Origin of the sequence: Enterobacter sp. LU1 (assembly GCF_008271405.2) — a bacterium.
Classification (GTDB): Bacteria; Pseudomonadota; Gammaproteobacteria; order Enterobacterales; family Enterobacteriaceae; genus Enterobacter; species Enterobacter hormaechei_C.
The window spans coordinates 1,658,384-1,670,504 of the sequence record NZ_CP043438.2; the positions used below are offsets into that span (position 1 = coordinate 1,658,384).

General features: G+C 55.9%; 13 protein-coding genes and 1 tRNA gene. 5 read left to right on the top strand and 9 right to left on the bottom strand.

What is annotated here, in order from left to right; translation table 11 throughout:
• Positions 1 to 59 precede the first annotated feature (59 nt).
• The gene (gene helD, locus FZF21_RS07860; protein WP_045338026.1) at positions 60 to 2,114 is read left to right on the top strand and encodes a DNA helicase IV; all 2,055 of its coding nucleotides are present in this window, start codon (positions 60 to 62) and stop codon (positions 2,112 to 2,114) included.
• 53 nt (positions 2,115 to 2,167) lie between these two features.
• Here helD and mgsA read toward each other — a convergent pair whose 3' ends face one another.
• Both mgsA and FZF21_RS07870 read right to left on the bottom strand, forming a co-directional pair.
• Positions 2,168 to 2,626: a methylglyoxal synthase gene (gene mgsA / locus FZF21_RS07865; RefSeq protein ID WP_003858146.1), complete on the bottom strand. Its 459-nt coding sequence runs from the start codon at positions 2,624 to 2,626 to the stop codon at positions 2,168 to 2,170.
• Between the two features lie 80 nt (positions 2,627 to 2,706).
• The gene (locus tag FZF21_RS07870) at positions 2,707 to 3,369 is read right to left on the bottom strand and encodes a DUF2057 family protein (protein ID WP_047736816.1); all 663 of its coding nucleotides are present in this window, start codon (positions 3,367 to 3,369) and stop codon (positions 2,707 to 2,709) included.
• A 171-nt stretch (positions 3,370 to 3,540) separates the two neighbouring features.
• Here FZF21_RS07870 and FZF21_RS07875 point away from each other — a divergent pair, with 171 nt between their 5' ends.
• Complete coding sequence (locus FZF21_RS07875) at positions 3,541 to 3,954, top strand: CoA-binding protein (RefSeq protein WP_006809337.1); 414 nt, start codon at positions 3,541 to 3,543, stop codon at positions 3,952 to 3,954.
• Positions 3,955 to 3,986: 32 nt separating this feature from the next.
• Here the strand turns inward: FZF21_RS07875 and hspQ are convergent, their stop codons facing one another.
• Positions 3,987 to 4,304: a heat shock protein HspQ gene (gene hspQ, locus FZF21_RS07880; protein WP_003858136.1), complete on the bottom strand. Its 318-nt coding sequence runs from the start codon at positions 4,302 to 4,304 to the stop codon at positions 3,987 to 3,989.
• 60 nt (positions 4,305 to 4,364) lie between these two features.
• On the bottom strand, positions 4,365 to 5,555 hold the full coding sequence (gene rlmI / locus FZF21_RS07885; protein ID WP_017693677.1) for a 23S rRNA (cytosine(1962)-C(5))-methyltransferase RlmI: 1,191 nt from the start codon (positions 5,553 to 5,555) through the stop codon (positions 4,365 to 4,367).
• Positions 5,556 to 5,648: 93 nt separating this feature from the next.
• On the opposite strand from rlmI, the gene yccX reads away from it, so the two are divergent.
• A complete protein-coding gene (gene yccX / locus FZF21_RS07890; protein WP_017693676.1) occupies positions 5,649 to 5,930 on the top strand; it encodes an acylphosphatase in 282 nt (93 codons plus the stop codon).
• Here yccX and tusE read toward each other — a convergent pair.
• Positions 5,927 to 6,256 carry a sulfurtransferase TusE gene (tusE, locus tag FZF21_RS07895; RefSeq protein WP_047736814.1) on the bottom strand — a complete coding sequence of 110 codons (330 nt, stop codon included), beginning with the start codon at positions 6,254 to 6,256 and terminating at the stop codon, positions 5,927 to 5,929. The genes yccX and tusE overlap by 4 nt on opposite strands.
• 88 nt (positions 6,257 to 6,344) lie before the next feature.
• Positions 6,345 to 7,004, bottom strand: coding sequence for an FtsH protease modulator YccA (gene yccA / locus FZF21_RS07900; RefSeq protein ID WP_003858127.1), 660 nt, complete (start codon positions 7,002 to 7,004; stop codon positions 6,345 to 6,347).
• Between the two features lie 270 nt (positions 7,005 to 7,274).
• On the opposite strand from yccA, the gene FZF21_RS07905 reads away from it, so the two are divergent.
• A complete protein-coding gene (locus tag FZF21_RS07905; RefSeq protein WP_045333948.1) occupies positions 7,275 to 8,903 on the top strand; it encodes an ABC transporter substrate-binding protein in 1,629 nt (542 codons plus the stop codon).
• A gap of 144 nt (positions 8,904 to 9,047) precedes the next feature.
• Positions 9,048 to 9,135: transfer RNA gene (locus FZF21_RS07910), tRNA-Ser, on the top strand.
• 60 nt (positions 9,136 to 9,195) lie between these two features.
• On the opposite strand, the gene FZF21_RS07915 is transcribed toward FZF21_RS07910, so the two are convergent.
• Genes FZF21_RS07915 through FZF21_RS07925 form a run of 3 tightly spaced genes read right to left on the bottom strand, consistent with a single transcriptional unit; the run spans position 9,196 to position 11,989 of the window.
• Entirely contained in the window at positions 9,196 to 9,957 is a 762-nt protein-coding gene (locus FZF21_RS07915; protein WP_032671209.1) for an ABC transporter ATP-binding protein, read from the bottom strand.
• The gene (locus tag FZF21_RS07920; protein WP_017384785.1) at positions 9,954 to 10,985 is read right to left on the bottom strand and encodes an iron ABC transporter permease; all 1,032 of its coding nucleotides are present in this window, start codon (positions 10,983 to 10,985) and stop codon (positions 9,954 to 9,956) included. Before FZF21_RS07920 ends, FZF21_RS07915 begins: the two co-directional genes overlap by 4 nt.
• The gene (locus FZF21_RS07925) at positions 10,982 to 11,989 is read right to left on the bottom strand and encodes an ABC transporter substrate-binding protein (RefSeq protein WP_063945836.1); all 1,008 of its coding nucleotides are present in this window, start codon (positions 11,987 to 11,989) and stop codon (positions 10,982 to 10,984) included. The genes FZF21_RS07920 and FZF21_RS07925 overlap by 4 nt, the downstream gene beginning before the upstream one ends.
• Positions 11,990 to 12,121 lie beyond the last annotated feature (132 nt).

Sequence of the window (12,121 nt, forward strand, 5' to 3'; positions counted from 1 at the left end):
ACCTTAAAACTGGCAGTTAAACTGTCTGACAAATTATGACCTCGTGGATCCGGCAGGATATGGAACTGAAAGCAACTTCAATGGGCAAACGCCTGGCGCAGCACCCTTACGACAAGATTGTCCTGCTCAATGCAGGAGTGAAAGTCTCCGGTGAACGCCACGAATACCTTATTCCGTTTAATCAGCTACTGGCCATTCATTGTAAACGAGGGCTGGTATGGGGGGAGCTGGAGTTCGTCCTGCCGGCAGACAAAGTGGTGCGACTCCACGGGACCGAGTGGGCGGAAACCCAACGCTTCCACCATCATCTGAACACGCGCTGGCAGCAGTGGAGCCAGGAGATGAGCGTGATTGCCGCACAGGTTCTGCAACAGGTGCTGGACGATATCGCGCTAAGCAATACGCAGCAGAAGTGGCTGACGCGCCAGCAAACCACCGGGCTTCAGCAAAAAATCGCCCAGGCGCTGACGGCATTGCCTTTACCGGTGGCGCGGCTTGAGGAATTTGATAACTGCCGCGACGCGTGGCGGAAGTGCCAGGCCTGGCTGAGCGATATCGAGAAAAGCCGTCTGGCGCATAACCAGGCCTGGACTGAGGCGATGCTTACGCAATATGCCGACTTCTTCAGTACGGTGGAGTCATCGCCCCTCAATCCTGCCCAGGCGCGCGCCGTGGTGAATGGCGAGCAGTCTTTATTGGTGCTGGCAGGTGCCGGGAGCGGCAAAACGTCGGTGCTGGTGGCGCGCGCGGGTTGGCTTCTGACAACGGGCGAGGCGGTTGCCGACCAGATTTTGCTGCTGGCCTTTGGTCGCAAGGCTGCGCAGGAGATGGATGAGCGCATTCAGGCGCGTTTGCATACCCAGGATATCTCGGCACGCACGTTCCACTCCCTCGCTTTACACATCATTCAACAGGGCAGCAAAAAAGTTCCTGTTGTCAGCAAGCTGGAGAACGACGCTCAGGCTCGCCAGGCGCTGTTTATCAAGGCATGGCGTCAGCAGTGCAGTGAAAAAAAGGCGCAGGCGAAAGGCTGGCGTCAGTGGCTTGAAGAGGAACTCAACTGGGAGGTGCCGGAGGGCAGCTTCTGGCAGGATGAAAAGCTGGCGCGCCGGCTTGGCTCTCGTCTCGACCGGTGGGTAAGCCTGATGCGCATGCACGGCGGCTCTCAGGCGGAGATGATAGAAAGCGCACCGGAGTCGATCCGCGCTGTGTTTTCTAAGCGGGTTAAGCTGATGGCGCCGATGCTGAAAGCGTGGAAAACCGCGCTGAAAGACGAAAACGCGGTCGATTTTTCCGGGCTGATCCATCAGGCCATTATCATTCTGGAGAAAGGGCGCTTCGTCAGCCCGTGGAAACACATTCTGGTGGATGAGTTTCAGGATATCTCGCCGCAGCGCGCTGCGCTGCTTTCGGCGCTGCGGGCGCAGAATAAACACACGTCGCTGTTTGCCGTGGGCGATGACTGGCAGGCTATCTACCGTTTCAGCGGGGCGCAACTATCCCTCACGACGGCCTTCCACCACTATTTTGGGGAAGGCGATCGCAGCGATCTGGACACCACCTACCGCTTCAACGCGCGGATTGGCGAAATAGCCAACCGTTTTATTCAGCAGAACCCGCATCAGCTGTCGAAACCGCTTAACAGCCTGACGTCGGGTGATAAAAAGGCCGTCACGCTGCTGGCGGACGATCAGCTGGAACCGCTGCTGGATAAACTGAGCGGCTATGCGAAACCGGATGAGCGCATTCTGGTCCTGGCGCGTTATCATCACCTCAAGCCGACGGCGCTGGAAAAAGCGGCGACGCGCTGGCCAAAACTTCAGCTCGATTTTATGACCATTCACGCCAGTAAAGGGCAGCAGGCCGACTACGTGATTGTGGTGGGGCTAAAAGAGGGGAGTGACGGTTTCCCTGCACCGGCGCGGGAATCCGTGATGGAAGAGGCGTTATTACCTGTTCCGGAAGATTTCCCGGATGCAGAGGAGCGGCGTTTACTGTACGTGGCGATAACCCGCGCGCGCCATCGCGTGTGGCTCTTGTTCAACAAAGAGGAGCCGTCGGTGTTTGTCGATATTTTGAAAAGTATTGACGTGCCGGTGGCGAGAAAGCCGTAACGCGCCGGGCAAATTCTGTAGGCCCGGTAAGCGCAGCGCCACCGGGCAAAAAACTACTTCAGTCTCTCCGCAAGATAACGCTGATAATCCGGGATCAAAATCTCCACCGGATCGTTAAACTGCGGCGATTCAATGATGAAATCTGCCGTTGAAAGATTGGTGGCTACCGGAATGTTCCACACCGTCGCCAGACGCAGCAGCGCTTTAACGTCCGGATCATGCGGAACCGCGTTCAGCGGATCCCAGAAGAAAATCAGAACGTCAATTTTACCTTCTGAAATCTGAGCACCTACCTGCTGGTCACCCCCCATCGGGCCGCTCAGCATGGCATTCACTTCCAGACCGGTTTCGCGGTGGATCAGGTTGCCGGTTGTTCCCGTGGCAGAAAGGGCATGATGCTGTAAAAGAGGCTGATGGCGACGAACCCAGTTAAGCAGCATTTGTTTACAGTGATCGTGCGCAACCAGAGCAATGTGCTTGCGCGCCGGAAGTGTGCGTGTTGTCAGTTCCATAATCTTATCCGTGAGGTTACCTCGTTACACGATGACGGGAACTGGCTGATGCTGCAAGAGAAAGGACGAAAAAATGTGGCTTACGACGAAGGTTGTTGCTTCGCCCATTGCAGAAAACGGGCGCGCGTGTCCGGATCGGCATTCTGGAACCAGAACTTGAGGCGTTGCTCAGTAAGGGTCTGCGACTGAGGGGGGAGTACATCCAGCTCCGATACGCCCGAAAGCAGGGTACTGTCATCCGCCATCATGGTGGCGAACTGGGGCAGCGAGGCGCGCCTGCTGGCCCTGTTGTAGGTCTCGGTGTCCGCTTCATAGTCTGTTCCCTTTGACCTTTTTGTCAGCGCCAGAATATCCAGTTTTACCGGGATGGGCATGGAGTCCCCGTCCACCAGTTCAATGCGCGGCGAGGCATCAAATGCCAGTGACTCCTTTTCTGTCTCAAGGCGCGGGAGACGAAAATTGACCTGGCTGATAAGGTGGGTATTAAAGCTGACCACCAGCGGAGGCGAAATGTACACCTGCTGTTCGTTGTCGGCGAGGCGAATGGTCTTTTCCACCCGAAAAACCACCTGGTGCGGGCCGTTATCCAGCTCGATACTGTCTGCACCCCGCAGCAGGGAGCTGGAGACTTTTTTCCCGTCCAGCACCAGCAGGTCAATGTCGGTTGAGAGTCTGAGGGTGGTTGCGAAAACACAAACCGGCATGATTAACACAACCATAGCCCAGGCAATGCCGGTTTTCATAGCAGACTCCTGTAGACAAACTACCCGGTAAGAATGTATCAAAAGTTTTCGACAAACACGTTTACTAACATATAGACATATTCTGCCGTTTTGCCCTCATACTTCTGTATGGGATGCGTGGTTGAGATGTCCGCTTTGACGTACACTTTGAAAAAAGCCAGGAGGAAGAGCATGAAAGAGAACGACATCGTCGAGATTCTGACGTCCACGCGCACTATCGCGCTGGTCGGCGCGAGCGATAAACCGGATCGCCCAAGCTATCGGGTCATGAAATACCTTCTGGATCAGGGTTATCACGTGATCCCGGTCTCGCCGAAGGTGGCGGGGAAAACGCTGCTGGGCCAGCAGGGCTATGCGACGCTCGCGGACGTGCCGGAAAAGGTGGATATGGTGGACGTTTTTCGTAATTCAGAGGCGGCCTGGGGCGTGGCGCAGGAGGCAATTGCCATTGGCGCGAAAACGCTGTGGATGCAGCTGGGCGTGATTAATGAGCAGGCGGCCGTGCTGGCGCGCGATGCCGGGCTGAAGGTGGTGATGGATCGCTGTCCGGCAATCGATATTCCCCGTCTGGGGCTGGCAAAATAAAAAAAGCCCGTTTGACGGGCTTTTTTACACCTTTAGTTGCGCAGTCTTGGTGCCTGTAACTGTTTGCGGATGGTCTGAGCAAGCTCGTCCATAGTGGGTTGTTCCGGATGCTCATCCTGTAGTTCACCACTCAGCTGCGCTTCGGCAAGATAGGTATGGACAGGCTGACCATCGTCGCCCTCCATAACCACATGATACCAGGGCGCGGCGCGAAGCTCTGCGTCAACGGCCAGATCGTCTGCTGACGGTTCATCAAGGGAATACTCCGGGTCGATATCCACGACCACACCCAAATATCCAAGCAAGGTGTGGCGGACCTGCTGGCCGATACCGAATTTGCTGGCAATCATAGTCACCTCCCGGGAAACATTACATACACACTATGTGCGGGCAATATTTCTCTTTTCAAGTTACATGACGCGACAGGCAAACCCTTTCAGATACAGCCCTTCCGGGTAGGTAGCGATCACCGGGTGATCGGCGGCCTGACGGAACTGCTCTATAAATTGTACATCACGACCCGCATCTATTGCGGCATCGGCGATGATTTTTTGGAATAAATCTGTCGTCATCAGGCCAGAGCAGGAGAACGTCAGCAGCACGCCGCCCGGGTTCAGCAGCTGGATCGCCAGCATGTTGATGTCTTTATAGCCACGGCAGGCGCCCATCAGCTGGCTTTTGTTTTCAACAAACTTCGGCGGGTCCATCACGATTACGTCAAATTTCTCGCCCTGGTCGCGGTATTTACGCAGCAGTTTGAATACGTCGTCGCGCACAAACTCCGCTTTGCTCAGATCCAGCTTATTCAGCTCAACGTTCTGCTTCGCCACGTCCAGCGCTTCCTGTGAGGTGTCGACGCTCACCACCTGAGCACAGCCGCCCATCAGGGCAGAGACCGCAAAGCCGCCGGTATAAGAGAAGCAGTTCAGCACGCGTTTATCGGCAACGTACTGGCGCGTTGCCAGACGGCTGTCACGCTGGTCGAGGTAATAACCGGTCTTATGGCCGCCCTGGATATCCACCAGCAGCTTCATGCCATGTTCTTCGATAGGCAGCAGGGCAGGCGGCAGTTCGCCGGTGACCGGGCCTTGCGTCAGCTCCATGCCCTCTTTTTTACGTACCGCCACGTCGCTGCGGTCGTAAATGGCACATTCCGGGAACAGGGTTTGCAAGGCGCTAATCAGCGCGGCACGCTGGTATTCCGCCCCGGCGCTCAGCAGCTGCAACACCAGGAAATTGCCGAAGCGGTCAATGGTCACGCCCGGCAGCCCGTCGGACTCTCCGGCAATCAGACGATAGCTGTCCAGCCCGTCACGCTTTGCCAGCCACTCGCGCCACTGCTGCGCCTGTTGCAGACGACGGACAAAGAAGTCGATATCGATGGTTTCGTCTTTATCGAACGTCCAGACGCGCGCGCGGATCTGAGATGCTGGCGAGTATGCGCCGCGTGCTAACCATTTCCCCTGATGGTCAACAATATCGATGGTTTCACCGAGGCTGGCTTTACCTTCCATGCGGGCAACCGCGCCGGAAAAGACCCAGGGATGACGGCGCAGTAATGACTTCTCGCGCCCTTTGGCTAACACTAAACGTACACTCATAATTTGCTATTCTGTCGATTCCAATGAAATGGCCGCCATTTTCCCGACTTCAGTGAGGAAATGCAACGCGCCAGTCGGATAAGGAGAAGGATGATGTCAAATGTTTGCACCATTGCCTGGGTCCATGGCCTTGTACAGGGCGTCGGATTCCGCTACAGCACCCAGCGCGAAGCCCTTCAGCTCGGGCTGACAGGGTATGCGCGTAACATGGATGATGGCAGCGTGGAGGTTGTGGCCTGCGGTGAGGCGGATCGGGTTGAGAAGCTGGTGGCGTGGCTGAAAGCGGGCGGACCGCGCAGCGCGCGGGTTGATAAGGTGCTAACGGAACCGCATCAACCCGACCGGGAATACGCTGACTTCAGTATTCGCTATTAAATGCATTTTACCGGCTTTGGCAGGCCGGCGATTTTTGTCGCCTGTTTAGCCGGGCCTTTCGGAAACAGGCGATACAGATAACGGCTGTTGCCTTTCTCTTCGCCAAATTTATTCGCCATGGCTTTGACCAGCATGCGGATAGCCGGCGAGGTGTTGAATTCAAGGTAAAATTCTCGCACGAAGCGCACCACTTCCCAGTGTTCCGGGGAGAGGGTAATTCCTTCGTTTTCCGCAATTTTCTCCGCCAGCGCTTCGCTCCACTGGCTGCTCTCTTTCAGATAACCGTCGTTATCGGTTTCGATCTCTTTGCCTTCAAAATTCAACATATTCATTCACGCGTTAGTCAAAAACCGCCTAAGTCTACCAAAAAAACAAAGCCCCGCATAAGCGGGGCCCTGTTCACAGCACGGTGAGTTAATCGCGGCTGGCGAAGCCCAGGATGCTCAGCAGGCTGACAAAAATGTTGTACAGCGACACATACAGGCTCACGGTGGCGCGGATATAGTTCGTCTCACCGCCGTGAATGATGTTGCTGGTTTCATACAGGATTGCGCCGGATGAAATCAGGATAAACACCGCGCTGATTGCCAGATGCAGCGCAGGCAATTGCAGGAAGATGTTCGCCAGCATACCGACCAGCACAATCACGATACCTGCCATCAGCATACCGCCAAGGAAGGACATGTCCTTACGGGTGGTCAGCACGTAGGCCGAGCAGCAGAAGAACACCAGCGCGGTACCGCCCAGCGCCATACCAATCACGTCGCCCATTCCGGCAGACAGATAGGCATTCAGGATTGGCCCCAGAATGTAGCCCAGGAAGCCGGTAAAGGCGAACGCGGAGAGAATACCCACCGGTTTATCCGCGGTTTTGTAGGTCAGGAACATCAGACCGTACATACCTACCAGCGTGAGGATCAGGCCCGGAGAAGGCAGCATCAGTACGGTGCTGGCCGTCGCGGTGATCGCCGAAAACGCCAGCGTCAGGCTGAGCATGAAATAGGTATTGCGCAGCACCTTATGGGTGCTGAGTAGCGATGTGCGGTCGCGTGAAGAAGTAATTATACGATCCATGAGTCACTCTCTTATGACAGATGTAATTAGCGCAAAGAATAGGAAACGGCGCGGCAGACGCAAAGTGGTTTTACCCATCTTTACTCAGCCCCTTAGGGATTATGCTGGTTTTTTATTCTGGCAAAGCCTTTGTACTCAGAATGAAGTGCGGTTTGTAGGGCGTATTCAGATCAACCTCTTATAGGTCACTGAAAAATATTGCGTTATTTCCCTAAGGCCGCTAAGAGTTATTTCCGGATCGTCATAAAAACAGACAATAAGGCGAAGGAAATGAAACCACAAACACGCACGCACTTTACACTCTCTTTGTTAACCGCAGGGATCCTGTGCGCCAGCACGGCAACCTGGGCGGCTAACGTGCCGGCAGGAACCCAGCTGGCAGATAAGCAGGAACTGGTCAGGAACAACGGCAGTGAACCCGCCTCGCTCGACCCGCATAAAGTCGAAAGCGATGTCGAATTCAATATTATCAGCGATTTATTCGACGGGCTGGTCAGCGTCTCTCCGGCAGGTGAAATCCAGCCGCGCCTGGCGGAGAAATGGGAAAATAAAGACAACACCGTCTGGACGTTCCATCTGCGTCCGGGTATTACCTGGAGCGACGGAACCCCCATCACCGCGGAAGATATTGTCTGGAGCTGGCAGCGGCTGGTCGACCCGAAAACCGCCTCTCCGTATGCCAGCTATCCCGGTAGTATGCGTATCGTCAACGGCACTGATATCGCAGAAGGCAAAAAAGCGCCCGAGTCGCTGGGGGTGAAAGCCATCAATGACACCACGCTGGAAGTTACGCTCACGCAACCTAACGCCGCTTTCCTGGCGATGCTGGCTCACCCGTCTCTGGTGCCAATTGATAAAGTCCTGGTGGGCCGTTTCGGTGATAAGTGGACCAAACCGGAGCACTTCGTCAGCAGCGGGGCCTATAAACTGTCACAGTGGGTGGTTAACGAACGCATTGTGGCGGTGCGTAACCCGAAATATTGGGATAACAAACATACCGTCATCAACAAGGTGACCTATCTGCCCATTTCCTCTGAAGCTGCTGACGTCAACCGCTACAAAGCGGGCGAAATCGACATTGTTTACACGGTGCCGATCAACCAGTTTGCTCAGCTGAAGAAAACGCTGGGGAGCGAGCTGGACGTTTCACCGCAGCTTGCCACCTATTATTATCAGTTCAACACCACCCGGCCGCCGTTCAACGACGCCCGCGTGCGCAAGGCGCTGAACCTGGCGCTGGATAAAGACATCATCGCCGATAAAGTATTAGGGCAGGGCCAGCGCCCGGCATGGCTGATCAGCCAGCCGGATATTGGCGGCGTCAAGCTTCAGAACCCGGATTACGCCAGCTGGCCGATGGATAAACGCATTGCTGAGGCGAAAAAGCTGCTGGCCGAAGCCGGATTTAACGACAGCCATCCGCTCAGCTTTAATCTTCTCTATAACACTTCGGAATCGCACCAGCGTATTGCCATTGCCGCCAGCTCAATGTGGAAGAAGAACCTCGGCGTGGAGGCGAAGCTGCAAAATCAGGAGTGGAAAACCATGCTTGATACCATGCACACCCATAACTTTGACGCGGTACGCTACGCCTGGATTGCCGATTACGACGATGCGGCAACCTTCCTGAACAACTTCCGTACCGGGGACAGCCAAAACACCACTCAGTACAGCAATCCGGACTACGATCGGGCACTGGTGAACGCGGCGAAATCGAAAACGGCGGAGGAGCGCGGTAAATTCTACCAGCAGGCAGAAGATCTGCTGGGACGGGATGTACCGGCGATCCCGGTCTATCATTACGTGCGCACGCACCTGGTGAAACCGTGGGTAGGGGGGTTCACGCCAGACAAGCTCGGGTACTACTACACCAAAGATATGTACATCAAAAAGCACTAACGATCCGCGGTGGATATTATGCTGCCAAAACGGCCAATCTGTCGTCTATTCAACCGATTAAACGCATTTTGGCTATTTTTAAAGCGAACGAATGCGCGCACTCTTTACAGCGCGCGGTGAGGTGTTTATAGTTCGCCTCACTTAGGAAGCGTGGCCGAGCGGTTGAAGGCACCGGTCTTGAAAACCGGCGACCCGAAAGGGTTCTAGAGTTCGAATCTCTACGCTTCCGCCAAATTCGAAACCCCTGCGATAGCAATATCGCAGGGGTTTTTGTTTTTGCGCCAGTCTTCCGTCATGCCACCATGTTGTAGCTTATCGTGATCCCGGCGTCGGCCTTGCAGACCTGAGCTTTTACGCACCAGGTGTCCTCGATGTTTGCCGGCGTCAGAACCGCTTCTGGCGCGCCCGTGGCGGCGATCTGCCCGGCCTTCAGGAGGATCAGACGCTGGCAATAATTGGCCGCAAGATTGAGATCGTGCAGTGCAACCACCACCGTAAGCGGCAGCTGTGAAACGAGCCGCATCAGCTCCAGCTGGTGCTGAATGTCCAGGTGGTTTGTCGGTTCATCGAGCAACAGCACCTGCGGCTGCTGGGCCAGCGCGCGGGCTATCTGGCTTCGCTGGCGCTCTCCGCCAGACAAAGAGTGCCATCGCCGCTGGCGTAAGCGGCATAACTGCATCAGGCCAATCGCCTGCTCAACCGCAGCCTCATCGTCGCGCGAGGTTCTCTGGAATGTTTTCCGGTAGGGCGTACGCCCCAGTCTGACAATGTCCTCAACGGTCAGTTCTCCGTCGACCTCAGCATGTTGCGGGACAAACGCCATGTGCTGCGCGCGTTTTTTCAGCGGCATCATGCCGAGCGTTGTGCCATTAAGCGCCACGCGTTCGCTGAGTCGTGGAAACAGCCCGGCGAGACAGCGCAGCAGCGTCGACTTGCCCGAGCCGTTTGGCCCTAACAGGCCGATAATCTGCCCGGATGGCAGGTCGAGATCGATATCCTTAAGCACCGTCTGCGCTTGTCGGGTTACGGTTAACCCGGCCACAGTAATATTCATGGATGCTCCTTTCGGTTTTGATAAAGCAACGCCACAAAGACGGGGGCGCCTACCAGCGCAGTCACCACCCCGATGGGCAGAACCTGGTGCACAATCAGCGTGCGTGAGACGATATCGGCGAGGATCATAAAGTGGGCGCCGATAAGAAACGTCAGCGGGATAGATAGACGATGGCCCGGCCCACATAGCATGCGCGTTACATGGGGAATGACCAGCCCGACAAACCCCACTGCGCCCGTGGCGCTCACCAGCGTTGCGGTAACAATGGCACAGGTCAGCAATAAGACAATACGCACGGCGGTAACCGGGATCCCCAGCGTGGTGGAGACCTCATCCCCGAAGGTGAAGGTGTCCAGCGCCCGTGAAAAGAGCAATACCACCAGTAAACCCGCAAGCGTAACGGCCAGCGCCAGCAGCGCGTCAGGCCAGCGCACGCCGCTCAGACTTCCCAGCAGCCAGAACATGACGCTACGGGACTGCTCGGCATTGGCGGACGTACTGACGACGTACGCGGTCATGGCGTTGAAGAGCTGGGTGCCCGCAATGCCAGCCAGCAAAATGCGCGACGGGCTTTCACTCATCCCGTTCGTAATCACCATGATGAGCGCAAAGGCGGCGCACGAGCCGACAAACGCACCGCTGCTTACGCCAATCACGCTCCCCCCGATGCCGAGAAGCATCACGCAGACGGCCCCCAGCGATGCGCCCGCGGAAATCCCCAGCAGATAAGGCTCAGCCAGAGGGTTACGCAGGATCGACTGTAACACCAGCCCGCACAACGCCAGGCCGCCGCCGTTGCACGCGGCCATTACTGCCCGGCTCATGCGATATTGCCAGACGATACCTTCCTCCGTTTGCGGCAACGCATAAGAGGTCAAACCCAGTCCGTTGAGGATCGCTTTCCCGGTACTGGCATACGACACCGGCATATCACCGATACTGGCGGCAAAGACCAGCATCAGCGGCAGCGCCATGGCACCTGCTGCCAGTAAACCCTGCTGGCGGCGGTCAAAAGCGAAATGACTCATTGTTCATCCTGGAAAGAAGCCAGCCGATCGCTGATAAGCTCAACCGCATCGACGTTACGCAATGAAGGGTTTAACGACATCGCTGGCACCACGATGATGTGGTTGTTCCTGACCGCAGGCATGTTCTTTGTCACCGGGTCACTGCGCAAGAACGCTTTTTTTACCTCAACGTCATCGGCAGGGTAGAGCCTGCGGGACATCCCGGCGATAACAATCACGTCCGGCTGCGATCGGGCTATATGTTCCCACGTTACAGCGGGCCATTCGTCGTGAGAGTCAATAATGTTCTTCAACCCCAGCGTGCGGCTGATCCAGCCAGGCGCGCCGTAATTCCCGGCCACCCAGGGATCGCCATTCAGACGGCTGCTGGAGAACCAGAATACAACGCTAAGCGGTTTCGCGGAGGCGCGCGCCTGGGCCTTTTTAATACGCTCCGCCAGCGCACGATTGAGCTGCTCACCTCGCGCGGAAACATCAAAAATCCTCGCCAGATCTGTCACTTCCCGTGTAATTTCCGCCAGTGAAAACGGCGCGCTACGTGCTCCGTCTGCGTTTGAGGTTTCCGTTACCGTTTTATCCGTGCAGTCGGCAGGGGAGATCCACGTCTTAATCCCCAGCGACGCAAACTGCTCACGGGTTCCCACTTCTCCCTGCGGACCAATGTGCCAGTGATACTGTGCGAGAACGAGTTCAGGTTTCTGCCCTGCCACGGCTTCAAAGGAGGGGGAATTATCTGCAAGCCGGGGGAGGTTTTTTCCGGCATCCTCCAGCGGGGCCGGGAGCTTGCCGAACCAGACTGACGTCGCGGCGATCGTTTTCTCCAGCCCCAGTGCGAGCAGTAATTCTGTTTCATGCTGACCCACGGTCACGACGCGCTGAGGAGCCTGCGTAAAGGTCTGCTTTACGCCGCAATTTTCAATCGTGAGTGGCCAGGTGGTAGCGGCGAAAGCGGCAGGCGCTATGGTGAGCAGTGAAGCCAGAAATAACCCTTTTTTGAGTAACATAAAACGCAATCCAAAATTGTTATGTTATAACATAATACATATATTGTGATTGAGAGCAACACGCTCACCGTCGCTTGTTGCAGAAACGAAAGGCTGGACTATTCTCAACATACCCACCTGGCATTCGCGGGT

What these genes read in the sequence shown, in the direction of transcription:
- helD (WP_045338026.1), top strand. Translation starts at nt 60, where the DNA reads ATGGAACTGAAAGCAACTTCAATGGGCAAACGCCTGGCGCAGCACCCT.
- mgsA (WP_003858146.1), bottom strand. Translation starts at nt 2,626, where the DNA reads ATGGAACTGACAACACGCACACTTCCGGCGCGCAAGCACATTGCTCTG.
- FZF21_RS07870 (WP_047736816.1), bottom strand. Translation starts at nt 3,369, where the DNA reads ATGAAAACCGGCATTGCCTGGGCTATGGTTGTGTTAATCATGCCGGTT.
- FZF21_RS07875 (WP_006809337.1), top strand. Translation starts at nt 3,541, where the DNA reads ATGAAAGAGAACGACATCGTCGAGATTCTGACGTCCACGCGCACTATC.
- hspQ (WP_003858136.1), bottom strand. Translation starts at nt 4,304, where the DNA reads ATGATTGCCAGCAAATTCGGTATCGGCCAGCAGGTCCGCCACACCTTG.
- rlmI (WP_017693677.1), bottom strand. Translation starts at nt 5,555, where the DNA reads ATGAGTGTACGTTTAGTGTTAGCCAAAGGGCGCGAGAAGTCATTACTG.
- yccX (WP_017693676.1), top strand. Translation starts at nt 5,649, where the DNA reads ATGTCAAATGTTTGCACCATTGCCTGGGTCCATGGCCTTGTACAGGGC.
- tusE (WP_047736814.1), bottom strand. Translation starts at nt 6,256, where the DNA reads ATGTTGAATTTTGAAGGCAAAGAGATCGAAACCGATAACGACGGTTAT.
- yccA (WP_003858127.1), bottom strand. Translation starts at nt 7,004, where the DNA reads ATGGATCGTATAATTACTTCTTCACGCGACCGCACATCGCTACTCAGC.
- FZF21_RS07905 (WP_045333948.1), top strand. Translation starts at nt 7,275, where the DNA reads ATGAAACCACAAACACGCACGCACTTTACACTCTCTTTGTTAACCGCA.
- FZF21_RS07915 (WP_032671209.1), bottom strand. Translation starts at nt 9,957, where the DNA reads ATGAATATTACTGTGGCCGGGTTAACCGTAACCCGACAAGCGCAGACG.
- FZF21_RS07920 (WP_017384785.1), bottom strand. Translation starts at nt 10,985, where the DNA reads ATGAGTCATTTCGCTTTTGACCGCCGCCAGCAGGGTTTACTGGCAGCA.
- FZF21_RS07925 (WP_063945836.1), bottom strand. Translation starts at nt 11,989, where the DNA reads ATGTTACTCAAAAAAGGGTTATTTCTGGCTTCACTGCTCACCATAGCG.